The 21944-nt window shown below is 68.0% G+C and carries 23 protein-coding genes and 2 pseudogenes; 12 read left to right on the top strand and 13 right to left on the bottom strand.

Features of this window, described 5'->3' with window-relative positions:
* Positions 1-58: 58 nt before the first annotated feature.
* Entirely contained in the window at positions 59-1210 is a 1152-nt protein-coding gene (locus B5557_RS01225) for an ISAs1 family transposase (RefSeq protein ID WP_231976199.1), read from the bottom strand.
* Positions 1211-1422: 212 nt separating this feature from the next.
* Positions 1423-1998, bottom strand: coding sequence for a hypothetical protein (locus B5557_RS01220; RefSeq protein ID WP_079657364.1), 576 nt, complete (start codon positions 1996-1998; stop codon positions 1423-1425).
* A 207-nt stretch (positions 1999-2205) separates the two neighbouring features.
* Here B5557_RS01220 and B5557_RS01215 point away from each other — a divergent pair, with 207 nt between their 5' ends.
* From B5557_RS01215 to B5557_RS01200, 4 genes are all read left to right on the top strand, one after another.
* On the top strand, positions 2206-3696 hold the full coding sequence (locus B5557_RS01215; RefSeq protein ID WP_159424301.1) for a hypothetical protein: 1491 nt from the start codon (positions 2206-2208) through the stop codon (positions 3694-3696).
* A gap of 669 nt (positions 3697-4365) precedes the next feature.
* Complete coding sequence (locus B5557_RS01210) at positions 4366-5553, top strand: NAD(P)/FAD-dependent oxidoreductase (protein WP_079657362.1); 1188 nt, start codon at positions 4366-4368, stop codon at positions 5551-5553.
* A gap of 75 nt (positions 5554-5628) precedes the next feature.
* Positions 5629-5796 (top strand): hypothetical protein, encoded by a 168-nt coding sequence (locus B5557_RS44645; RefSeq protein WP_231976198.1) that lies wholly within the window; start codon positions 5629-5631, stop codon positions 5794-5796.
* A gap of 283 nt (positions 5797-6079) precedes the next feature.
* Positions 6080-6976 (top strand): RNA polymerase sigma-70 factor, encoded by an 897-nt coding sequence (locus tag B5557_RS01200; protein WP_079657361.1) that lies wholly within the window; start codon positions 6080-6082, stop codon positions 6974-6976.
* A gap of 311 nt (positions 6977-7287) precedes the next feature.
* Here B5557_RS01200 and B5557_RS45605 read toward each other — a convergent pair whose 3' ends face one another.
* Entirely contained in the window at positions 7288-7713 is a 426-nt protein-coding gene (locus B5557_RS45605) for a Tn3 family transposase (RefSeq protein WP_079657360.1), read from the bottom strand.
* A 19-nt stretch (positions 7714-7732) separates the two neighbouring features.
* Positions 7733-8059 (bottom strand): annotated as a pseudogene (locus B5557_RS46045) (Tn3 family transposase); the annotation flags it as partial.
* 104 nt (positions 8060-8163) lie between these two features.
* Between B5557_RS46045 and B5557_RS01185 the strand changes: the two are divergent.
* The 4 genes from B5557_RS01185 to B5557_RS01175 all read left to right on the top strand — a co-directional run bounded on the left by B5557_RS01185 (position 8164) and on the right by B5557_RS01175 (position 9997).
* Positions 8164-8637, top strand: coding sequence for a hypothetical protein (locus B5557_RS01185; RefSeq protein ID WP_079657359.1), 474 nt, complete (start codon positions 8164-8166; stop codon positions 8635-8637).
* A 292-nt stretch (positions 8638-8929) separates the two neighbouring features.
* The gene (locus B5557_RS43445; RefSeq protein WP_159424299.1) at positions 8930-9070 is read left to right on the top strand and encodes a hypothetical protein; all 141 of its coding nucleotides are present in this window, start codon (positions 8930-8932) and stop codon (positions 9068-9070) included.
* 82 nt (positions 9071-9152) lie between these two features.
* On the top strand, positions 9153-9464 hold the full coding sequence (locus tag B5557_RS01180) for a hypothetical protein (RefSeq protein ID WP_079657358.1): 312 nt from the start codon (positions 9153-9155) through the stop codon (positions 9462-9464).
* 14 nt (positions 9465-9478) lie between these two features.
* On the top strand, positions 9479-9997 hold the full coding sequence (locus B5557_RS01175; protein ID WP_079664514.1) for a hypothetical protein: 519 nt from the start codon (positions 9479-9481) through the stop codon (positions 9995-9997).
* Here the strand turns inward: B5557_RS01175 and istB are convergent.
* On the bottom strand, positions 9994-10758 hold the full coding sequence (gene istB, locus B5557_RS01170; protein ID WP_079657357.1) for an IS21-like element helper ATPase IstB: 765 nt from the start codon (positions 10756-10758) through the stop codon (positions 9994-9996). The genes B5557_RS01175 and istB overlap by 4 nt on opposite strands.
* Positions 10755-12350, bottom strand: coding sequence for an IS21 family transposase (gene istA / locus B5557_RS01165; RefSeq protein ID WP_079657356.1), 1596 nt, complete (start codon positions 12348-12350; stop codon positions 10755-10757). The genes istB and istA overlap by 4 nt, the downstream gene beginning before the upstream one ends.
* A gap of 333 nt (positions 12351-12683) precedes the next feature.
* Here istA and B5557_RS01160 point away from each other — a divergent pair, with 333 nt between their 5' ends.
* The 3 genes from B5557_RS01160 to B5557_RS01150 all read left to right on the top strand — a co-directional run bounded on the left by B5557_RS01160 (position 12684) and on the right by B5557_RS01150 (position 14520).
* Positions 12684-12986 (top strand): hypothetical protein, encoded by a 303-nt coding sequence (locus B5557_RS01160; protein WP_079657355.1) that lies wholly within the window; start codon positions 12684-12686, stop codon positions 12984-12986.
* A 278-nt stretch (positions 12987-13264) separates the two neighbouring features.
* Positions 13265-14095 (top strand): IS5 family transposase, encoded by an 831-nt coding sequence (locus B5557_RS01155; RefSeq protein ID WP_079657354.1) that lies wholly within the window; start codon positions 13265-13267, stop codon positions 14093-14095.
* A complete protein-coding gene (locus B5557_RS01150) occupies positions 14092-14520 on the top strand; it encodes a hypothetical protein (protein ID WP_079664513.1) in 429 nt (142 codons plus the stop codon). The genes B5557_RS01155 and B5557_RS01150 overlap by 4 nt, the downstream gene beginning before the upstream one ends.
* Before the next feature lie 30 nt (positions 14521-14550).
* Here the strand turns inward: B5557_RS01150 and B5557_RS01145 are convergent, their stop codons facing one another.
* The 4 genes from B5557_RS01145 to B5557_RS01130 all read right to left on the bottom strand — a co-directional run bounded on the left by B5557_RS01145 (position 14551) and on the right by B5557_RS01130 (position 17556).
* A complete protein-coding gene (locus B5557_RS01145; RefSeq protein ID WP_079657353.1) occupies positions 14551-14817 on the bottom strand; it encodes a helix-turn-helix domain-containing protein in 267 nt (88 codons plus the stop codon).
* Positions 14818-14963: 146 nt separating this feature from the next.
* Positions 14964-15674, bottom strand: coding sequence for an SDR family oxidoreductase (locus tag B5557_RS01140; protein ID WP_079657352.1), 711 nt, complete (start codon positions 15672-15674; stop codon positions 14964-14966).
* A gap of 47 nt (positions 15675-15721) precedes the next feature.
* Positions 15722-16537, bottom strand: coding sequence for an oxidoreductase (locus tag B5557_RS01135; RefSeq protein WP_079657351.1), 816 nt, complete (start codon positions 16535-16537; stop codon positions 15722-15724).
* A gap of 179 nt (positions 16538-16716) precedes the next feature.
* Positions 16717-17556, bottom strand: coding sequence for an alpha/beta fold hydrolase (locus tag B5557_RS01130; protein WP_079657350.1), 840 nt, complete (start codon positions 17554-17556; stop codon positions 16717-16719).
* A gap of 155 nt (positions 17557-17711) precedes the next feature.
* On the opposite strand from B5557_RS01130, the gene B5557_RS01125 reads away from it, so the two are divergent.
* Positions 17712-18326, top strand: coding sequence for a TetR/AcrR family transcriptional regulator (locus B5557_RS01125; RefSeq protein ID WP_079657349.1), 615 nt, complete (start codon positions 17712-17714; stop codon positions 18324-18326).
* Positions 18327-18422: 96 nt separating this feature from the next.
* Here the strand turns inward: B5557_RS01125 and B5557_RS01120 are convergent.
* From B5557_RS01120 to B5557_RS01115, 3 genes and pseudogenes are all read right to left on the bottom strand, one after another.
* A pseudogene (locus B5557_RS01120) lies at positions 18423-19221 on the bottom strand (IS256 family transposase); the annotation flags it as partial.
* A gap of 288 nt (positions 19222-19509) precedes the next feature.
* Positions 19510-19632: a hypothetical protein gene (locus tag B5557_RS45600; protein ID WP_266801615.1), complete on the bottom strand. Its 123-nt coding sequence runs from the start codon at positions 19630-19632 to the stop codon at positions 19510-19512.
* A 128-nt stretch (positions 19633-19760) separates the two neighbouring features.
* On the bottom strand, positions 19761-21908 hold the full coding sequence (locus B5557_RS01115) for an alpha/beta hydrolase fold domain-containing protein (RefSeq protein WP_079657348.1): 2148 nt from the start codon (positions 21906-21908) through the stop codon (positions 19761-19763).
* Positions 21909-21944: the final 36 nt, after the last annotated feature.

The following is a 21944-nucleotide window of genomic DNA, read 5'->3' as shown; positions in this document are numbered from 1 at the left end:
TCATTGGACACCCGCACCAGGGGTGTTGCAAAGTCCGGTGATCTTGTAGTTGCGCTGGTCAGGCGATGCCCAGGAGGGCGAGCGGGCGGGTGAACGGCTCGTAGGAGACGTGCCGGATGCCAGCGGCGATGTTGCGGTGTCCAGCGGCGCGGAGGGTGTTGATCGCCAGGTTGCGCAAGGTCGCCATGTTCTCGGGTCCATGGCCGGTGCGGATCTTCGAGGCGTCCTCGGCGAAGGTGGTGTCGCGGACGAAGTGCAGCCGGTTCTCGATGGTCCACTGCGACCTGGCGAGTTGGCCCAGGCGCCGGGGCGAGGCCTGATGCGAGGTCAGGTCCGTGATCGCGTAGACGGTCTGGCGGCTGATGACACCGGTCGTGAGGTTCGTGCGGTAACGCAGGATGCGCACGGCCTGGGCGGCGTGCGGGAAGTCCAGGCCGAGGTCGGTCACGGTGAGGGCTCTGGTCGCCCGGGTTTCCCGGCGGCCGTGGCCGATCTCGCGGTCGTAGCGGCGGGCGGTGACGTCCTTCCACGGCAGCGATCGCAGCTGGCGGTGCAGCTCGGGCTGGTTGGCCTTGACCACCAGCAGGTAGTGCGCCTTCTGCTCCTCCACCAGGAAGCACGCGTGGGCGCGCTGGGTGTGCAGGGCATCGGCCGTGACCGTGACCCCCGTCAGGTCGAAGGGCGCCAGTAGCGCGGCGAAGCAGGTGATCTCATTGGTCTTGTCGGGCACCCGCAGTTGGGTCACGGTCCGGCCGTCGCCGGTCATCGCGGCCAGCAGGTGGGCCGCGGGCGTCTGGCCGCGTCGGGAGCCGCGGGCGGTCTTGCCGTCGATCGCCACCGAGTCCGAGCCGGCAGGGGCAGCGCCGGTCAGATCGGCCAGACCACCGGGGCACACCAGGCCGACAACCCGCCGAATCGTGGCGGCACTCGGCGCGACGCGTACGCTCAACGCCCCCGCGACCCGGGCACCCAGGCGGGCCAGGGCATGCTGCGGCGCGTTCGCGGACCACTGGCCGATGGCCGTATATGAGCGTGCTCCGGCGACCACTGCCGAGGCGGCAACCAGCAGCACCGCCACGAACGGGTGACGCACTCCTCGGCGCCGACGCGGATCCGGCAGCAGCCGCAACCGCTCGACCAGCGACAACCCCGCCATGCCCTCCAGGGTGGGCGACTTGACCAGACAGACGGTGGCAGACTGACGACACATCGAAGCTCCGGCGGTACGCGGCGACTTGGGAAGGTCACCCCGTTCAACCGGAGCTTCGTTGCGTTTGTGACGGCCTGGCCCGCCCCCCTTGGACCGCCGCGACCTACGGACTCACGTGATCACCGGACTTTGAAATGCCGCTCGGTTGACAATTGGCGAGAGCCGGGATGCATCCGAGCGATCGGCTCCGCGGTCGGTCCGTGACCGCTCGGTCAGGCTTCGGTGGGTCGGGCGTCACTCGGCGTCGGGCCCGGCGAGGGGTGGACGGCTTCACGTTCGGTGGCGGCCTGGTGGAGGAGCATCACCTGGTAGCCGCCGACCCGCTCGGGTTCCTTACCGGTGAACCGGGCGACCACGGTGCCGTCGGATGTGGTGAGGGTGCGCCTCGTTCCCGAATAGCGGTACTCGCCGCTCCCCGACTCCCAGCCCTCGCTGGTGATGGTGACGTCCGACCAGCGGATGGGGCGCATGGTGTGGCCACTGCCGATCACGAGGCCGTCTTCGAAGCAGTAGAGGCGCTCCAGGCGGCCTCCTCGGCGTCGCTCGAAGCGGGGCCAGAAGGCGAGGCCGGCCATGCCCAATCCCATGAACAGCCCACCGGTGATGAGTACCCCGTCGGGCCAGAGCGGGGCACCGAGGAGCAGCTCAAAGCTGCAGAGCCCGAGGAAGAACAGGCCCATCGTCATGAGGAACCCGTCGCCGACCGTGGACCCCGGGACCGCGAAGTTCCGGTAACGGCCCAGGCCGCCGGCGGCTCCCACCGCCAGCGCCGCCTCGTGTTCGCTCACGTGCCCCTCCCCGCCTCCACGGCCCGCCCCGTCGTGCCGGGTCCCGCCCTTCCCTGGAAAGACGATGGGGAACGCGTGGGGGTTCCGCAACCAACGTGGCACGCCCCACCGCGGAGGTGGATGCCTCCACCGCCATGTTCCCCGGCCCGGGGGCGCGCAGGAGGCCCTACGCTACGGGACAGCGGCAGGACGCGACCGGGGGGCGACGTGAGTACGCAGAAGGGCATGGCCGAGTGGGGCTATGAGCTGTTCATGGAGAGGTGGCGTGAGCGGCGCTACGGCCTCGCTCGGGAGGGTGATGCCGGAAAGGGCGTCCTCCCGGGCGGATTCGCACCGTGTTTGGTGACCCTGTTCCGGTTGCTGGCGTCACGGGACGCGGATGGTGCCCGCGAGCCCGTTCCGTTGTGGCATCTGAGGGCACTCGCCCGGACCGGTCACCTCGCGCGTGCGGCCGAGCTGGCGTTCACGATCAGCGACGAGCCCAAGCAGGGCGAAGCGCTGCTGGCGCTGGTGGAGGAGGCGGCCGGCGCGGGAGACCTGCTCGGGGCCCAGGCGCTGGTCGACTCGATCCGTGTGAGGGACTGCCACGATCGTGCCCTGGTCGCGCTGGTGCCGGCGTGGGCCAGGGCCGGTGGACTCGCCCGGGCCCTCGCGCTGGCGGAGCGGGTCCGCTATCCGCACAACTGGGGCATCACCTGGGCCCTCCTGGCGAAAGCACTGGCGGACACCGGGGACTTCCGCGGCGCGCTCGACTTCGCCGACCGCGCCGTGGGCAGTGCGTCCTCACGGGTGCTCACCCTCCTTCTCGACGTGGCCACCGCGGCCGGCGACCACGTCCGGGCCGGTGACCTCGTCGACCGTCTGGAGGACCTCGCCCGGTTCCACGGACCCGGCGGTGGGGGGCACGACCGGGCCGAGCCGCGGCCGCTGACGGCGATCCTGGTCCCCGAGGTCGGCCGCGGCGACCTGGACCGGCTCGACGCCCTCCTGCGCCGTCCGGGCACATCGCCCCTCTACCCCGCAGTCATGGTCGACGTACTGGAGGCAGCTGCCGAGACCGCCGAAGCGGACGTGGTCCTCGCGCTGGCGGAGCGGACGCAGACACTGCTCGACGCCTGCAGCCCCACCTCCTGGCACGCCGACGACCTGGGGACGGCGGCGGCGCTGATGCTGGCCCGGCACGGTCACGTCGAGTGGGCCATGGCCTTCGCCGACGCGATGAACGCCCCCCACCGCCGTGCGGGTTGGCAGGCGGAGATCGTCGGGGAGCTGGCCCGCGGCGGGGACACGGGCCGGGCCGAGACGCTCGCCCACGCGATCACTGACCGACGGGCACGAGCCAGAGCACTGATCGCCGTGGTCGAGGAGTTGGCCCGGCGCGGGGAGACGGACCGAGCCCAGGCGCTCACCCGGGCGATCCCCGACCTCTGGGCGCGGGGGCACGCACTGGTCCCCGTGGTCGAGGAGTTGGCCCGGCGCGGGGAGACGGAGCGGGCCGAGGCGCTCGCCGACACGATCGCCTTCCGCGAGACACGGGACCGCGCGCTGTTCGTCGTCGCCGGGCTGGCCGCGCCGTCCGACGCCCGCAGGCTCGCCGCACGACTCGCCGCGCTCGGCGGCTGGTACGGGATCACCGGTCTCCTGGAACAGTTGGCACCCCAGGGGATAACAGCGGTCACCGATGCCTTGACCGCGTGACCCGTGACGGCGTAACGGTGAGCCCCCGGGACCGGTCACCCTGGGCCGCGGCAGGAGAGCGCCTCGCACGCTCCTGGGCATCGCCTGACCAGGGCAACTACAAGATCACCGGACTTTGCAACACCCCTGACACCCGCACGCCTGTCGTCATTCGATCGTTTGCCGACACCGGGTCTCAGATTCAGGCGGGTAGTTGCCGGATCGGGGTACCGCGGGTGATGACGTACGACGTCCCGCCCGCGGGATAGCCAGGGTCGATGAGGTAGCCGCCATGCGGTGGTCGGGGTCGCGGGCGGTTGTCCGGCGTCAAGATCGTCTGTCAGCGCGCGATCTCGATGCTGGTCAGGACGAGCAGGGCGCGACCAGCACGAGTACCCGACACACAACTCACACCAGCCCCGTGATCAGCAACTTCAAGATGGTGGATCTTCAATGCCCGATCCAAGGGCGGCCTGTCCGCCGGAGACGCCGGCGATGGTGAGGCGCGGAAGTGCTGGTGCAGCCCCCTGGGGGTTTTTCGCCCCGGGCGCCGCGCATTCCCGGAGCATCAGCTCCGAACGAGGGACTCCGACGCACCGAGCCCCCGCGGAGTGATCTACCTCACATGCTGTCACAGTGCGCGGCCGTGCGGTGTCTGGTGCCCGAACCCCTTGAAACGAAGGAGACACCGTGACTGGGAACACCGATGTGGTCGTGATCGGCGGCGGATACGCGGGCGTCTTGGCGGCCAATCGTCTGACGCAGCGCAACGACGTGACAGTGACGCTGATCAACCCGCGTTCGACCTTTGTCGAAAGGGTTCGCCTGCACCAGGTGGTGGGCGGATCCCACGCGGCGGTCGTCGACTACCGGAAGGTCCTGGGCGAGCGCGTCCGGCTGGTGGTCGACACCGTGGCACGGATCGACGCGGCCGGGCGCAGCATGGCGTTGGCGAGCGGCGGCACGGTCGGCTACGACTATCTGATCTACGCGGTGGGCAGTGGCAGCGCCGACCCGCGCGTCCCCGGGGCGGCCGAGTTCGCCTACCCGATCGCCACCCTGGAGGAGGCGCAGCGGCTGCGGACGGTGGTCGACGGCGCGCCCGCGACGGCCTCGGTGACGGTTGTGGGAGCTGGTTCGACCGGTATCGAGACCGCTGCCGAGCTGGCGGAGCAGGGCCGCCGGGTGACTCTGGTGTGCGGCGGGGTGCTCGGCCCGTATCTGCATCCGCAGGTTCGGCGCTCGGTTGCCAAGCGCCTGTCCAAGCTCGGGGTGACCGTACTCGAAGGTCCCGACGCGAAGGTGACGGCGGTGACCCGCGATACCGTGCAACTCGGTGACGGCCGAGCGCTGCCGAGCACGGTGACCATCTGGACCGCCGGGTTCGCCGTGCCGGACCTGGCCACGCGCAGCGGGCTGAGCACCGACACCCTGGGCCGCCTGCTCACCGACGAGACGTTGACGAGCGTGGACGACGAGCGCATCGTGGCGGCCGGGGATTCGGCGGCACCGTCGGACATGCCGCTGCGAATGAGCTGCCAGACCGCTCGTCCGCTGGGAGCGCACGCTGCCGACACGGTGCTGGCCCGGATCACGGGTGCGCAGCCCAAGGCCATCAACGTGGGTTTCTTCGGCCAGTGCATCGCCCTGGGTCGTCGCGCCGCCACCGTACAGATCGCCTCCAAGGACGACACCGCGAACAGGTACTACATCGGCGGCCGCCTTGCCGCAGGGATCAAGGAGCGCGCTTGCACGGGCGTCGTCAAGGAACTGGTGGACGAGGCACGCAAGCCCGGCTCGTTCACCTGGGGGTTCAAGGACGACAAGCGCCGGCAGCTGCTGCGAGCCAAGCGCGCTGAGGCAGCTGTCCACCACTGAACCAACATCGGCCAATCATTGACGATCGGCCGGGTCGACACCGCAGTCACCGGCACAAGGCAAGGAAAAGACCCCGTGAACCTCGCTCTGTGGATAGCTACCGGACTGCTAGCTACCGGACTGCTGGCCGCGGTCGCCCTGGGCGGCGGGATCAGCAAGGCGTTCATACCCAAGGAGAACCTCGCCGCGCACGAGGGCGGGAGATGGACCCAGGACTCCGGCGACGGTGGGTCGGTGCGATGATCACTCACGGCCGCCTCGGTCAGTACAAGCTCGTGATGCTGAACTCGGTCTATCTCGTGCTCGCAGCCTTTATCGCGTGGGGTCGCTTCGTCCTTGAGCCTTTCACCGGCTGACGTGTGTGCCGCCCGGTAGGGCTCGGCAGGTGGCAGCCGTGCACCGGACGGCGCCCCGCACCCGATCGCACCGAACAGGTGGGTCGGGTCGAAGAGATACCGATGAACGGGGATGCACAATCGACCGTCGTCGGAAACCAGGGACCGCCGCGAAGGAGAGAGATCGAGATATGAGCGACCACGCCACCAACGCGGCGACCGAGACGTTCGTCGCCCACCGCAACCTGCTGTTCACCGTCGCCTACGAGATGCTCGGATCGGCGGCCGACGCCGAAGACGTCCTCCAGGAGACCTGGATGCGATGGGTCAAGGTCGACCTGGGACAGGTGAGCGACCAGCGGGCGTACCTCGTGCGGATCACGACCCGGCAGGCGCTCAACCGGCTACGCACCATGAAGCGCCGCAGGGAGGCGTACGTCGGCCCCTGGCTGCCCGAGCCGCTGCTCACCGCGCCGGACGTAGCCGAGAACGTCGAGCTCGCCGAGAGCGTGTCAATGGCGCTCATGCTCGTCTTGGAGACACTGTCGCCGACCGAGCGCGCCGTCTTCGTGCTGCGCGAGGTCTTCGACGTCGACTACGACGAGATCGCGGCCGCCGTCGGCAAGAGCCCCGCGGCCGTCCGCCAGATCGCGCACCGCGCACGCCGGCACATCGACGCCCGTCGGCCCCGCTCGGTGGTCTCCGTGAGCGAGACCCGGGCGGCTCTGGAGTCGTTCCAGCGGGCGCTGGAAACCAGGGACCTGCAGGGGCTGCTCAACGTGCTCGCGCCCGAGGTCGTCGTCGTCAGCGACGGCGGCGGCATCAAGCAGGCCGCGCTGCGGCCCATCATCGGCGCCGAGAAGGTGGTCCGCTTCTTGGCCGGCGGCCTCGGCAAGACCGATGCCACGATCACCGTTGGTCCGGCCGTGGTCAACGGCAGCCCAGGACTCGTCTTCCGCCTGGACGGCGAGATCGACGGCGTTATGGCGGCCCGCGTCGAGGACGCCCGCATCACCGGCCTGTACTACGTCCGCAACCCGGAGAAGCTGAACCGCGTCGCATCCGAGACCCCGCTCACCTTGCGATGAATACGGTCCGCTGACCGCGGTTCGTGCCGTAGCGGCCCATCACCGTGACCTGCCACTGTGAGCCGGTCCGTACGTAGTCGGCGAGCGCCTCGGGGCCCTTCGCCATCCGCTCGCGCCGCGGCCGCCGTAACCGTGGACGGGCCCGTCAGGGCCACCATCACCCCAAGCACCGCCTCGACATGTTCTCCGACACCGGGCCCAGATCCTCGGCCTGCGCTGCTTGTTCGCCTTGTCCCGTCCCATGAGCTGCTCAACGACCGGCACGTGTCCGGAGACTCGGCCTGACCGCACTGCCACCTGGCCTCGCCCGGTCAGGCCGCGGTCCCGAAGCCCTCGGCGCGCAGGTCCTGGTCGCGGAGCTGGGTGAAGTCGACGTCGAGTTTCGGGTCGTACGCCTCGGGCTGGATGCCGAGTTCGTGGGTGGAGCACTCGCCGAACCGTTTGATGCGCTCGATCAGGTACGACGAGATGCGGGCCAGGTCCTCCGGGTCGATCTCCCAGCCCTCCTCAAGCAGCTGGTGGACGATCTCCGCGATGTCCAGGGCGTTGTGGAAGATCACCGCGTTCGTGAGCAGGGCGTTGAACTTCATCGCCTTCTCCTGCTCGATGGGGTCGTTGTCGGCGAGGACGCCCTGGTTGCCGAAGCCGACCCACTGGGAGAACCGGTTGAACGACTCGACCTTGTTCGTCGCCGCGGTCACCCGTCGGCGAAGCGACGCGTCCGAGAGGTAGCGCAGCAGGCTGCACCGTGCGGATCACGCGGCCGACCTCGCGGAACGCGGTGTAGGTGGAGTTCTTGTGCGACCCGGAGCGCAGCCGCTTGAGCAGCGTCGAGGAGGAGATGGCGCCCTCGCGCACGGAGACAGCGATCTGCATCATGTGCCGGAACTGGGACTCGATCAGATCCCAGTCGATGACGTTCTTGCCCGCCTCCCCGAACAGGGAGTCGATGTGGACGTACTCGCTCTGCTTGGACGGGCGGTAGAAGGTCAGGCCCTTCCAGTTCCTGATCTGGGCATCAGGTCGAAGCTCAGAAGGTGCGCCAGGGCGAAAACGGGAACGCTCTTTATGTGGACAGTTCAAGTTGATCTTCCTTCGGGTGTGTCGTCCGGATCGTTGGTGCTGCGGGGATGAAGCTGCGGAGACATAGGGTGAGCTCTTCGACGAGGTGACGCGAGGGCAGAGCCGTGGAAGTGACCGTCCAGTGGATACGGACCTCCTGGACGAAGCAGTCCCGGGGAGGCGAGGCCGCCGCCCGCAGGAACGCGGCCCCGGCTGGCTTCTCTGTTCCGTCTGCGCTGCCCTCGGTCGCGCACGTGGTTCGCATGGACGAGCGGGACGGCTTCGATCCTCAGGAAGCCATGGAAGACCTGCAGAAGGTCGACGTGCAGCTTCGCGAAGCCGAAGGCCGGTTGCGTGTCCTTCCCCGCGTGCAGCCGCTGTATGCCATACCACCTCGACCACGACGGCCTTCGGCCGTGCGCCTCGAACCGGGACAGTGGCTCCGCTGGCAGCTCAACTACCGTTTCAGTAGCGCGGCAGGGATACGGGGCTGGTCGTACTGGCTGGACACGTTCAACGTCGCCTACGGCCCGGTGAGCGCCGATGTGTTCCTGTCTGCGCCCACCGTGTTCGTCGACGAGAGGGGACCGCTCCGATAGCCGATTCGTGGCGTGCTCAGTCACTGGCGTGTGCGGCATCTGCTTCGTCGGAGCGTGGGCCCGCAACGCCGCCCCGAACCCCTGGATCCGGGCGGGCTCGTCGTACGGCATGCCGACCGCCACGGCCGGGTAAGGGCGTACGATTTCGCGACCCTGCCGGTCGCCGAGCCGATGCAGCGCTCCCTCGCCGTGCTGTTTGCCATGCGGTGCACTGCATGCGGGCCGTACACGCCCTCAGTCACTTCGTCGCCCGTCTGTGACCTACCAGACCCTGCAAGGAGAACCGGACCACATGAGCGAGAGCACCGAGAACCTTGCGCAGCTCGCGGAGAGCGCGGCCCGCTCTCTCGTCGAACTCGTTGTGGACGACGGCGTAATTCCCCGGGGCGACGGTCACGTAATTCCCCAGGTCCTGGCCTTTGTGTGGGGCTAGGTTGTTAGAGGCTGTCCGGTGTCGGCAGGTTGAGCCCGACACTGGCATCTGGGTGTGGCCTTGATCGAGGGGGAGGCTTGTGGTGGAGCTGCGCGCGGAAGCGGTCCGGTGGGTGGACGACGAGCCGTTCCCGGGCGTGGTGGAGGTCCGATTCACGGACGCGGAAGGGCATCAGTGGTCGCTGGTCGACAAGGCTCCGATCTTTGACGCCGACGGCGTGCTGGGTCCCGATTCGGCCTATCCACTGGAGGTCGGTGTCGCCTGCGTGATCGTCGGATCAGCCTGGCTCCAGGAGGATGGCGAGCGCGTCACGGTCTCCACCACGCCGCATGGTGTCGCGGCCAGGGATGGGCGGGACGAGTTCACGGTGCGGCGCGACCAGCTCACCTGCTGAGGGCAAGCGTGAGCATGCAGCGGTGGAGCTATCGCTATGTCGGACCGGCCGAGTTGAGGAGTCTCGTCCGACCGGGCGGCGAGGGCCGGAGCACGGGTTCGCCAGCGGACTTCGACGAGTGGGTCTCGGCTCGGACGGTGGAGGAGTTGGCCGAGCCCTTCACCTTCGTCGTGGATCATGCTGGGGTCCTGCGGCTCGCGCCGCGTCGCAGTGAGCACGTGGTGTGTGCTGCTGGGGAAGCGGTCCTGGGCGCCGGCGAGATCAGCTTCCGCGAGGAGTCCGGGCGGTGGGCGGTCGACGAGGTCAGCAATCAGTCGACCGGCTACTGCCCGGACGTCAGCTCGTGGGCGGCCGTCGCCGAGGCCCTGGACCAGGCCGGGATCGTTCGTCCGTCCGGCTTCACGCACGAGGTGGTGTTCCGGCGCTGCCCCTCCTGCCAACAGCTCAACGTCGTGCGCGAGGAGGACTTCGTCTGCGTCTTCTGCGACGAGGAACTGCCGCGGGAGTGGAACGTGGACCGGCCCGGACGCTAGGTGGTCGGCGGCTTGTCGGTCGGGCTCTTGGGTCGCTTGTTGGGCCGGTAGCTGGGGCCGTTCATGATGACCTGGTGACTGGCGTTGATGAGCCGGTCGAGGAGGGACTCGGCGACGACGGGGTTGGGGAAGAGCGGATACCAGTCACTGGGAGCCCGGTTGCTGGTGATGATCACGGACCGGCCCTGCCGCTCGGAGACGAGTTCGTAGAGGTCGTCGGCCTGGGGAGCGGTCAGCTGGCGCATGGCGAAGTCGTCCAGGATGAGCACGTCGGGGCGGACGATCTCCCGCATGCGCCGGTCCCAGGTGCGGTCCGCGTGGCCACCGGCGAGCTCGGCCAGGATCCGGCTGGTCTTGGAGAAGCGGACGTTGGCGCCCTGGCGGATGGCGAGGTGCCCCAGCGCCTGGGCGACGTGTGTCTTTCCGACCCCGACCGGCCCGAACAGAATTACGGACTCGCCCGCGTGGAGCCAGCGCAGGGCGGCCAGGTCACGGATCTGGGCCGCAGGCAGCTTCGGAGAGGCATTGAAGTCGAAGCCCTCCAAGGTGGCCTGCTGCTCGAACTTCGCTTTGCGCAGGCGGCGTTCGAAGGCGACGGCCTCACGGCGGGCGATCTCGTCCTGGCAGAGGACCTGGAGAAAGTCGAGGTGGCCGAGCTCGCCGCCATGGGCCTGGGCGAGGCGGGCGTCGAGAGTCTCCAGCATCCCCGACAGCCGCAGAGTTTTGAGTGACTCGCGCAGGGCGGTGTCCATCACGCTCATCGTGCGGCCCCCAGAGCGTCGCCGTGCTCCTGGTCATCGCGACGCTCGCCCGGCGTCTGCATGGGGATGGCGGCGGCGAACAGGCCCTCGGGCCCGTGCAGGAAAGCCGCCGCTCCGGCGTCGCCGGTCTCCGGTTCGGCCTCGCTCTCGGTGCCGGCGACCAGGATGCCCTTGATCGTGCGGTAGGACGGGTCGCCGACTGAGACGGCCTTCGCGCAGGCGGCCTCCAGGCGCCGGTCACCGTACTTCTTCCGCAGGCCGAGCACCCCTTGGGCGGCGCGGAGCCGGTAGAGCGCGTTGACCTCCAGCAACTGGTCGATCACCTCCCGACAGGCGTCACCGACCTCGGACGCCTGGCTGCGGCACCAGATCGGCGTCTTCATCTGGAAGGCGATCTTCTCCGGCGGGTAGTCGCCTCTGTCGGTGCGTTTGCCCTGCTCAAGGGCCGCGTGGGTCTTGACCAGCTCGCCCTCGTGGAAGACCTGGACCATGGTGGCGGTGGAGCGGACATCGACCTTGCGGCCGATCAGCTTCCATGGCACCGAGTAGAGGGTGCGGCCGACCTTGATGTGGATGTCCGGGCCGACCGTCGCGCTCGACCACTTCGCCAGCACGAACGGCGTCTGCGGCAGCGGGAGGAGGGCTTCGGCCTCCACCGCCTCGAACACCGCCAGCGGAGCCGCCCCCTGAAGCGGCCGACAGTGCCGGCGGCCCGCGGTCTCCCTCGCCCAGATGAGGGCCTCGGCCTGCATGTGGTCGAGGGAGGTGAACTGGCGCCCGCTCCAGAACGAGTCCCGGACATAGGGCATAGGCCGCTCCACCCTGGGCTTGTCCTTCGGGTGCGAGGCCCTGGCAGGATCCACCAACGTCCCGTAGTGGGCGGCGAGTTCGGCATACGACCTGTTGATCTGCGGGTCGTAGAGATCCGGTTTGTCCACCCCGGTCTTCAGGTTGTCCGGCACCAGACGGCGCGGGACACCACCGAAGAACCGGAACGCGTCCACGTGGGCCAGGGTCCACGCATGCTGGTCCATGTGCGTCACGGGACGCACGAACATGTGCCGCGAGCAGGGCAGTACCATCACGAACGCCCAGATCCGGTGCCGCTTGCCGGTCCTCGGGTTGATCCACTGCCCCAGGAAGCCGTAGTCGATCTGGGCCTCCGAGCCCGGCTCGACGTCGTCCCGCAGCACCGTGACCTTCGATCGCGCCGCCTCGTCCGGCAGGTTCGCGTGCACCCACCGCCGAAACGACGTGAGCGACGCCTTCAGCTTCTGTTCGTCACGCAGGCGTTGATGGATCGTGGTGACCGTGGTGGTCTCCAGCAGCTGCTTGATGTAGTCACGGTGCTCCTCGATCTCCGGCCAGGTCAGCTGGTTCAGCCGCCGGCTGGCCAGCTCCGGGAACCAGCTCTTGATCAGCTTGGACCAGTCCGCCTCACTCATGGGCGGCCCGCCCGGGGCCATCCCGGCCGCCTCCGCCGGCGCCAGGTACTTCCTGATCGTCTTGCGGTCCACCCCCAGCGAAGTGGCCACCTGGCTCTTTGACCGGCCCGCGTACCAGTGGACGTAGATCTCGACGATGTCGACCACGGTGAATGTTCTCCTTGCCATCCGGTGCGTCCGTCGACCTCTCGGCTCGCAGATCGAGGGACGCCTGCGGATCCGAGATGGTCAGGACCCTCGACTCGGGCACCGGCATGCCCATGGGGAACCAGACCGATTCGCAAGGAATGGCTAACTACTTCTCAAACCGCCCAAAACGGCGAGAAACATGCAATGTCGAGCGGAGTCCGCACCGGCCACGGTCACCATCCCCATGGGGACTCGTGACCGCAGGGGTGGGGAATTACGCCGACACGAAACCTCGGTTCGTGGGGAAATTCTTGGTCGCCGACACTCGTCGCCGCCCTTCAGGACCGCGGGGTGGAGTACCCGGGGGAGGCGTACCGCATCTACAGCTACCTCACCCGTACAGCCGGGGAGATGAGGACCGCCCTCGACCTTGTCGGAACCTCCGTCCAGGGCCTCCACGACAGGGGGCGCCTGATGTATGACTACCGGGGCGAGCCGTTCGACGAGGTGGTCGAGCGCTTCACCGAGGCGTCCGGCAGGGCGAGGGACCTCGCGGGCGACCTGCACGGCAACTTGAGCAGGGCCCATTCCGCGGTCGGTCACCTCGCGTACAAGGAGATGCCCGAAGAGCAGGAGTCGGCAGCGCGCAGTTGAGCCTGCCTGGTTCGGCGAGGAGTGATCCTCTTCGGGCGTAGTGAGCGAAGGCCGGGGCCGGGGGCCCCGGCCTTCGCCCTTGCATGCGGCGGCTCGCCGGTGAGTGCTTCAAGCGGTCAACTCACACGAGACCGCCTTATGAGTGAGTGAATATTCCAGTTAAATGTATTACTTCAGAGGGCGGAATGAGAGATTAAATCCGTTCTGTCGTCGCCTGAACGTGTGGCCTTGCCGCCCTCCGGCAGGTCGCGGGGCTGTCGCCGTGCTGAGGTGACTGCGTGAGTGACCGCAAGCCCTACAAGAGCGACTTATCCGACGAACGCTGGGCGCTGATCGAGCCGGTGATCACCTCGTGGAAGGTCCAGCATCCCTCGGTCAGCGGCCACGAGGGCCGCTACGAGATGCGGGAGATCGTCAACGCCCTGCTCTACCAGTCCCGGACCGGCTGCCAGTGGGACTACCTCCCGCACGACCTGCCACCCGCCGGCGCGGTGAAGTACTACTTCTACACGTGGCGCAATGACGGCACCGACCAGGTCATTCACGACCTGCTGCGCTGGCAGGTCCGCGAGAAGAGGGGCCGATTAGCCGACCCCAGCCTGGTGGTGCTCGACACCCAGAGCCTGCACGCGGCGGCCGGGGTGCCGGCCGAGACGACGGGACGCGATGCGGCGAAGAAGGTGCCCGGCCGCAAGCGGGGACTCGCCGTGGACGTGCTTGGCCTGGTGATCGCCGTGGTCGTGCTGGCCGCCTCCGTCCACGACAACGCTTTCGGCACCGCACTGCTCGACAAGGTTGCAGCAGGCAGTGGCGGCACCGTGACGAAGGCTCTGGTGGACCAGGGGTTCAAGAAGACCGTCGTGGATCACGGTCAGCAGGTGGGCATCGACGTCGAAGTCGTCGAGCGCAACCCAGCCGAGACTGGGTTCGTCCCGCAGCCGATCCGCTGGCGGGTGGAGCAGACGAACGGGATCTTGATGCTGCACCGGCGGCTGGTACGCGATTACGAGCACCGCCCCGCCTCGGCCGAGTCCCGAGTCTACTGGGCGATAAGCGACGTGATGGCCCGTCGGCTGACCGGCGGCGCGACGTCATGGCGCGGCGCGTGACCAGCGGGGAGCTGACCCTGGGGGCGGTGCTGGTACGTCTGGAGGAACGCGAGCGGGAGATCGCCGCGCAGGCCGAAGAGACCCGTGAGCAGATCACGCGGCTCACCGCCGTGCTGGACGAGCTCGGCCGGGCCGCCGAGGAAGTGCGGATCACCCGCAAGACGCTGCTGGAGCTGCCCGACCCGGCCCCGCCCGCGCCGTCGGCGTCCGCCCCGGAGCTGCCGGACGGGGCGGCCTACCAGGAAATCATGGCGGTGTTCGCCCAGGCAGGCGGTCCGCTGCGGGCACGGGGCGTGTGTGAGGCGATGGACCTGGAGCCCGCTCCGAACAACATCAACAACGTCCGTTTGAAGCTCAAGCGCCTGACCGGGCGCAACATCCTGGCCGAGACCGAACCGGGCCTGTTCGCCCTGCCGCGACCATAGCCGTCCGGCAAGCAGCCCTGACCAGCGCGCCTACTCGAAGTCCGATCTCGAATCGGCCGATGACTCAAGGCCCGTCGCCTCGGACGGCGTGGCACTGATGCTCCCCGGAGCCCAGCCGAGGACTTCCTCGAACCTGCGGGCAACGGTCGGAGTGGGCAGGTCCCCACGGTCGCGTTCGAAGGTCCTGATGGTGGCGTGACTCAGCCAGGTGCGTCGTGCGAGCTCGCGCTCCGAGATACCTTCGGCTTCACGGAACTCGACGAGGGCTCGCGCCAGCCGTGCCGATTCCTCACTCATGACCGCAGTATGCCGCAGAGCCCTGGCTGCGACAGCCTTCTGGCCCGCTAACTACCCAGCCCTGCACGTCAATCCCGCGGCAGAGAGAAATCGGGCAAATCTTTGCGTACCGCCCTCTGACACGGGGTCACGATGTTGAGTGCTGCCTAGTGGGCGGTCCCGGCCAGCTGCGGGTAGAGGGCTGCGACGCCTCCGGCCAGCCCGGACTGCACCTGGCGGCTGAGGTCGTCCGCGACGATCTCGTGGGCGTCGGCGGCGATGCCGTCGACCGCGATCCGGGCGATGTCGCCCGGGTCGGACTTGGGCTCGGTGATCCCCCGGGTCATGTCGGTGTCCATGAAGCCGACATGCAGTCCGGCCACCCGGATGCCCTGCTGGGCGAGTTCCACGCGCAGGGCGTTGGTCAACGACCACTGCGCGGCCTTGGCGGCGCTGTATGCGCCGGCCTGCGGGAAGCTGAGCCAGGACAGGACGGAGAGGATGTTCAGGATCGCGCCGCCGCCGTTGGCCGCGATCTGGGGGGCGAAGCCGCGGACCACCGAGAGCGTGCCGAAGTAGTGGGTGTCCATCTCCAGGCGGATGGCGTCCTGGTCGCTTGCGAGCAGGTTGGCGCCGGTGGAGACGCCGGCGTTGTTGATCAGGACGGTGACGTCGCCGGTGGCCTGGACCGCGGCGGCGACGGAGGCGGGGTCGGTGATGTCGAGCGCGATCGGCTTGGCGCCGGGCAGGTCGACCTGGTCGGGGTTGCGGGCTGCGGCGTAGACGGTGGCGCCGCGGTCGAGCAGTTCGGTGGCGAGGGCGCGGCCGAGGCCCCGGTTGGCTCCGGTGACGAGGGCAGTGCTGGTGGACAGGTCCACGGAAGGCTCCTGGTGCAGGTTGTGGCGTCGGGGGATGGGGGTGTCGGTCAGGCGGGCAGCTGGTTGAGCTTGCGGATCTGCCGGTCGAAGGCGCGGGAGGGGACGAGGCGGCGCAGGGTGCTGACGCGGCCGGCGGTCGGCCCGGCGGGGTAGCGCAGCTTCGGCTTCGGGTCGGTCGCCGCGGCGACGATCGCCCTGGCGACGGTGGCGGGATCGTCGCCGTCCTTCATCGCCGCGCCCATCACGCGCTCGAAGACCTGCCGCTGCTGCTCGTAGACCGGCAGAGGCGTGGCGGGCTTCGGGGAGTTGGCCTCGAACGCGGTCCTGGTCTGGGCGGGCTCGACGAGCAGTACGCGGACGCCGTGCTGGCGGACCTCGTGGTCCACGGACTCGGAGTAGCCCTCGACCGCGTGCTTGGACGCGGCGTAGGCGGCCATGTACGGCGCGGGGACGAACCCGAGGACGGACGAGATGTTGATGATCCGGCCGCGGCCCTGGGCGCGCATGTGCGGCAGGACGGCCTTGGTCATGCGGATCAGGCCGAAGACGTTGATGTCGAACAGCCGCTGGTCCTGGGCGAGGGAGCGTTCCTCGCCGGCACCGGCGGAGCCGATGCCGGCGTTGTTGACCAGAACGTCGATCCGCCCGAACTTTTCGATCACGCGGTCGACCGCGCCGACGACCGAGGTGTCGCTGGCCACGTCGAGGTCGAGGAACGTCACGCCGTCGCGACGGGCGTCCCCGGAGGCTCGGCGGCTCGTTCCGACGACCTCGAATCCCGCGTCGACGAGCGCGAGCGCGGCCGCCTTGCCGATGCCTGACGATGCTCCGGTCACGAGTGCTACTGGCTGGTTTGTGGTCATGGTGGACCTCCTCCATTATTGGATTATGATCGTAATGCAATTACTCGACTGGCCCCCACCACCTTGCGCTGACCGCAGTCACCGGGGGCCGCGCCGGCAACGAGGCCTTGGGGGGTTCCGATGAGCTGGCCGATCATCACCGACCAGGCGTCAGCGACTACGCCGAAGCCCCGCAGGTGTTACTCGTCGAGGAACTGAATGGCGTGCTTCAGGAACCGCTCGGGGTACTGGAACTGCGCTCCATGCCCGGCATCGGGGTAGATCAGCAGCTGAGCGTTGGGGATGTTCTGGGCGAGGTGCCAGGAGTTGATCGAGGCGATCATCACGTCGTTCTCGCCGTTGAGGACCAGCGTCGGCTGGGTGATCGCATTCAGGAACGCATAGGGATTCTCGCCCGGCAGCGGTTCCGCATAGGCCATCACCGCTTCGACCTGCGCCTGTGCGACCGCGGGCGAGCTCAGCGTGTCCTGGTCGGCCCGCTGGTGACGCCGCTCCCAGAAGGCCCGGCCGGCTTCGATCGCGGCTTCCGAGCGGCCGAAGAACAGGAAGAGGAAGTTCTCCAGGACGTGGACCGGATTCAGCGCGTGGTCAGGCACCTGGGGGTCACTCGTCGGGTCCCCGCCTCGGAGGCCGGTGCCGAGCAGGAGGAGCTTGCGCACCAGCTGAGGGTGGCGCAGCGTGACCTCCTGTACCTGGAAACCGCCGATCGAGAAGCCGAGCAGATCGACCTGCTCCAGCCCCAGCGCCCGGATGACCGCGGCGATGTCGTCGGCCATGTCCTCGAACCGGTTACGCGGCTTGCCGGATGACGAGGCGATGCCGCGCCCGTTGAACAGGATGACCTCGCGGCCTTCGGCCAGGCCGTCGGTGAGCAGGGGGTCCCAGTGGTCCATCCCTCCGCGGAAGTGCTGGACCAGGAAGATCGGGACGCCGGAGGGCTTGCCCCAGCGTCGGTAGGCGAATCGGTCGCCGTCGACCTCGATGTACTGAGTCGGTGCGGTCACATGCGTGTCACTCATGGCCTGAGCCTTTCTGGAGGGGGTGAGTACCGGAGGTGAGCATTACGATGACGATTGTCATCTAAAAAGTCAAGGCTTTTGATGTCGATCGACATCTATGTATACTTGGCCGTGAGACGCGAGTGGAGTGTCGACCGAGGACAGGGCGGCTGGACATGCGGGTCACCAAGGCACAGGCGAAGCAGAACCGTGCGCACATCGTCGCGACGGCCGGCAGGCTGTTCCGCGAGCGCGGCTATGATGGTGTCGGCGTGGCGGACCTGATGGCAGCCGCCGGGTTCACCCATGGCGGGTTCTACAAGCACTTCGGCTCCAAGGCCGACCTCATGGCCGAGGGTTCCGCGAACGCGCTCTCACAGACCGCGGCACAGGCAGAGGGCCGGGACGCCACCGAGTTCGTCGAGCGCTACGTCACGCGGGAGCATCGCGACGGCCGCGGTGACGGCTGCACCATCGCCGCCCTCAGCGGCGACGCCGCACGTCAACCGGGGGACATCCGGAAGGAGTTCGAGGCAGGGATCGAAAACCTGCTGACGGCTCTCCAGGTCGCCTCCCAAGGGGACACGCTCGGGGATGCGGACGGGCGCGCGGCCCGCACCACGATGATCGACATGCTCGCCCATTCGGTCGGCGCGATCGTGTTGTCGCGGGCATGCCCGGACGATTCTCCGCTGGCGGACGAAATCCTCGATGTCTGCCGCAAGGAAATTCTCGCGTCACTGGCACACGGCAACAGCGACCAGCCGGCGGCAAGGAGCCCAGAAGCCTGACCGCAGCCGATCGACGCAAGCCCACGACGGGTGGCGCCGCCAGATGGCGGAACATGGCCGGGAGCTCATGGATGAGGCACTTTCCAGGCCCCGCCGTGTACCGGAAGGTGTTGCGGATCAGGTGGATGATGCAGGTCTGCACCACTGCCTGCGGGAAGACCGCCTCGACCGAGTCCGGCAGGCCCTTGAGGCCGTCGCAGACCACAAAGAAGACGTCGGCCACGCCGCGGTTCTTCAGCTCGGCGAGCACGCTCATCCAGAACTTCGCGGTCTCCCCGCCGCCGGTGCCGGCCCACAGGCCGAGCACGTCCTTGTGCCCGGCCAGGTCGACTCCGATCGCGGCGTAGACCGGCCGGTTGCCGACCTGCCCGTCGCGAACTTTGACGTAGACCGCGTCGACGAAGATCGCCGCGTAGACCTTCTCCAGCGGCCGGGCGGACCACTCGGCCATCTCCGCCACGACCGTGTCGGTGATCCGGCTGATGGTGTCCTTCGACACCGAGGCGCCGTAGATCTCCTCGAAGTGGGCGCTGATCTCCCCGGTGGTCAGGCCCTTGGCGTACAGCGAGAGCACGATCGTGTCGACATCCCCGGACCGGCGCTGCCACTCCTTCACAATCGCCGGGTCGAAGCTCCCGGCCCGGTCACGGGGCACCTCGATCTCCACCGGACCGCAGTTGTCGGTCAGCACCGTCTTGGTCCGAGTGCCGTTGCGGGAGTTGCCCGAGCCCCGACCAGCCGCGTCGTGCCGGTCGTAGCCAAGGTGGTCGGTCATCTCCTCGTCCAGCGCGGTCTCGATCACCGTCTTGGTCAACGCCTTGAGCAGCCCTCCCGGACCGGTCAACGCGGTCCCTCGCTCACGGGCCGAGCGCACGAGCTCCCGGGCTACCTCCAGCTCCTCGGCCGACGGCCGGGTAAACGCCTTTGGGAGCTGCCCGTCGTCGCCAGTGGCGTGGTGCTCGTTCTCCTTCTGCGGCGCCTCGGCCGCCTTCGCCGATGCAGACATGTCCTGCATGTTCTCGGTCATCACTGACCCTTCCCCGCCAACCAATCACGTCGGCGTGTCGGGCCACTTACACCGAAATTCCGACAGTCCCCAGGGATCAGCCTTCTGGCTCTTCTTCGAGGTTGATGGTTTCGGGCCACTTGAGTGGTTGCTGGTCGGCGTCTAGGAGTGCCTGGGTCATGACTGCCCGGGCACGGTCGTGGGCCCGGATGTTGCCGGCCGCTGCGGCGCGGGTTCGGCGATGGTCTGGCCGTTGTCGGTGAGGTCGACGTTGACGGGGAGTCCGCCGGGGAGTGCCATGCCGGTCACGAGGGTTGGGGATGGCGATGTCGGAGATGAAGCGAGCGATGCCGTCGAGCTCGGGCCCGATTGCGACCCATGTCCCGTCGGGTCGACGGACGAGGAGCGCGGGGGAGAACTCCATTCCGCTAAAGCAGGCGTTCAATGGCTTCGCCGGCGAGCTGATCAGCCCAGATTGCGGCACGCGATAGCGTCCGCTGGGCTTCCGGCAGGAAGCCGAACAACGTGTATACGTGCACCGAGTCCTCGATCATCTCCAGGGTCACATCGGCGCCGGCAGCCTTCGCCAGTTCGGCAAAGCGGGTGGTGTCACTCTCCAGTACCTCACCGTGCACCGCAGAAAGATAGAGCGGCGGGAGTGAGGAGAGGTCACCAAACAGCGGCGAAACCATCGGATCGGTGGGTTCGTGCCCCTGGAAGTACGAGGCGCCGAGCTGGGTAAGGCTGTCACGGTGCGAGGCAGGATCTTCCCCCGAGTAGGTTGCGACGCTCGGTCCGCTGAGCGTCAGGTCGGTGAATGGGCACACCGCCAGTACGCCCGCTGGTCTTGGAAGGCCGGCGCGATCCAGCGACAGCGCGAGAGAGAGCGCCAATCCGCCTCCTGCGGACTCCCCGCTGAGGATGATCGACGCGGGGTCGACCCCTCGTCCCAACACACCACGGTAGGCGGCGAACACATCATCGATCGCGGCCGGGTACGGGTGTTCAGGCGCCAGACGATAGTCGACCGAGAACACCTCGGCATGGAAGGCTGCCGACAAGCGACTCGCGTACTCCACTGAACTCTCCGCCGAGCCAAGCACGAACGCCCCACCATGCAGATGCAGCATCGTACGCCGCGGCTGCGTGACTTCCGGCGCTGTCACCTTCAGGCTGGCTACGCCGTTCAATTCGCAGCGTTCAACCCGAACATCGGATGGCGGCGGGAACTCGGTGCGCAGGAATCGATCGTAGGCGGCGCGTTGGCCTGGATGACCCTGTGCGATGTCTTCCTGGCCGATTGCCCCCCTCCACAGATCGAAAGCACGCTGACTTTCCGGCCTGGCCATCTGCTTGCCCTCCTTGGAAGAGCTCAGTCCGATCACGTCGGCCACAGGCTGGTCCATCGCAGCAAGGGCATCGTGGCCCCAAGCGAACTCCCAGGATGTGAGGGCAAGTGGATCGATGCGCTGGGTGCCCTTCCAGCGACCATTTCGGGCCCGCACCGAAGCCTCATCCGGTTCGTGAGCCATCTTCACGGCGAAGCGCGCGCCAGCTTGGATGCGTGTGGTGCGAGGCTGGCGGCGCCTCTCGTACTCCACGAGGGCCTTCTGAACATCGTCACCGTGCCGGGCCACGGTTGCAGCGAGGGTCCAGGCGTCTTCCATCGCTTGACAAGCGCCTTGCGCGAGATAGGGAACCATCGCGTGGGCGGCGTCACCAAGGAGCGTGACCCGTCCGTACGTCCAGCGTTCGATCGGATCGCGGTAGTACATTCCGGTGATGAAGGTGGAGTCGATGGCCTCCAGGAGAGCGCGAACCGTCGGTTCGGCTCCCTCGAAGGACGACAACAACTCCTCGGTATCGCTCGTGTCGGTCCACGACTCCCGCTGCACCTCAGTGGCGGGGACGGCAGCCAGCACACTGTAGAGGTCCTCACGCACCCAGTAGGTGATGACGCTTCGCTGAACGCCGAACCAGTTGTTTCCGGCGACCGGGAGGTCGAGGCCTTCAAGCCGATCGCGCGGAATGAGGGCACGCCACATCAAGATGTTCGCGAACTGCTTCTCCTCGGGCCCAACGACAAGGTTGCGCACGATCGAGTGGATACCGTCGGCGCCGATGACAGCATCGCCTCGGATCTGCTCCCCCGACGCCAGAGTGACGCTAGCGCCCGTTTCGTCCTGTTCGATGCCGACGACCTGTGCCGACAGTTGCAGACACTCGGGCGGAAGCGCATCGCGAAGAATCCGGATCAAGTCGGCCCGGTGCACGTTGTACATGACCGCGCCGTACTGCTGCGCCACCTCCTCGCCCAGGGGCGCCAGGTAGAGCAGCTCACCCGTCTCGAGGTCTCTGTAGTCATATCTCTGGGGTACCGTCGCCACGGAGGCCAGCGCCGGCTCCAGGCCGAGTTCGCGCATAACTATCGTTCCGTTGGCCGCGATTTGCACACCCGCGCCGATCTCGGTGAGATCATCCGCGCGCTCGAGCACGTGGACATCGATGCCGTGATGGCGCAGCGCGATCGCGGTGGTGAGACCGCCGATACCTCCGCCGACGACGATGATCTTCATACTGGGTCCTACCTTTCAAGGGTGGTTGCTCTGGAA

Source organism: Streptomyces sp. 3214.6, from assembly GCF_900129855.1.
GTDB lineage: Bacteria > Actinomycetota > Actinomycetes > Streptomycetales > Streptomycetaceae > Streptomyces > Streptomyces soliscabiei.
Note: the sequence above shows the minus strand (reverse complement) of the source record. Positions and strands in the feature narration are given on the sequence as shown.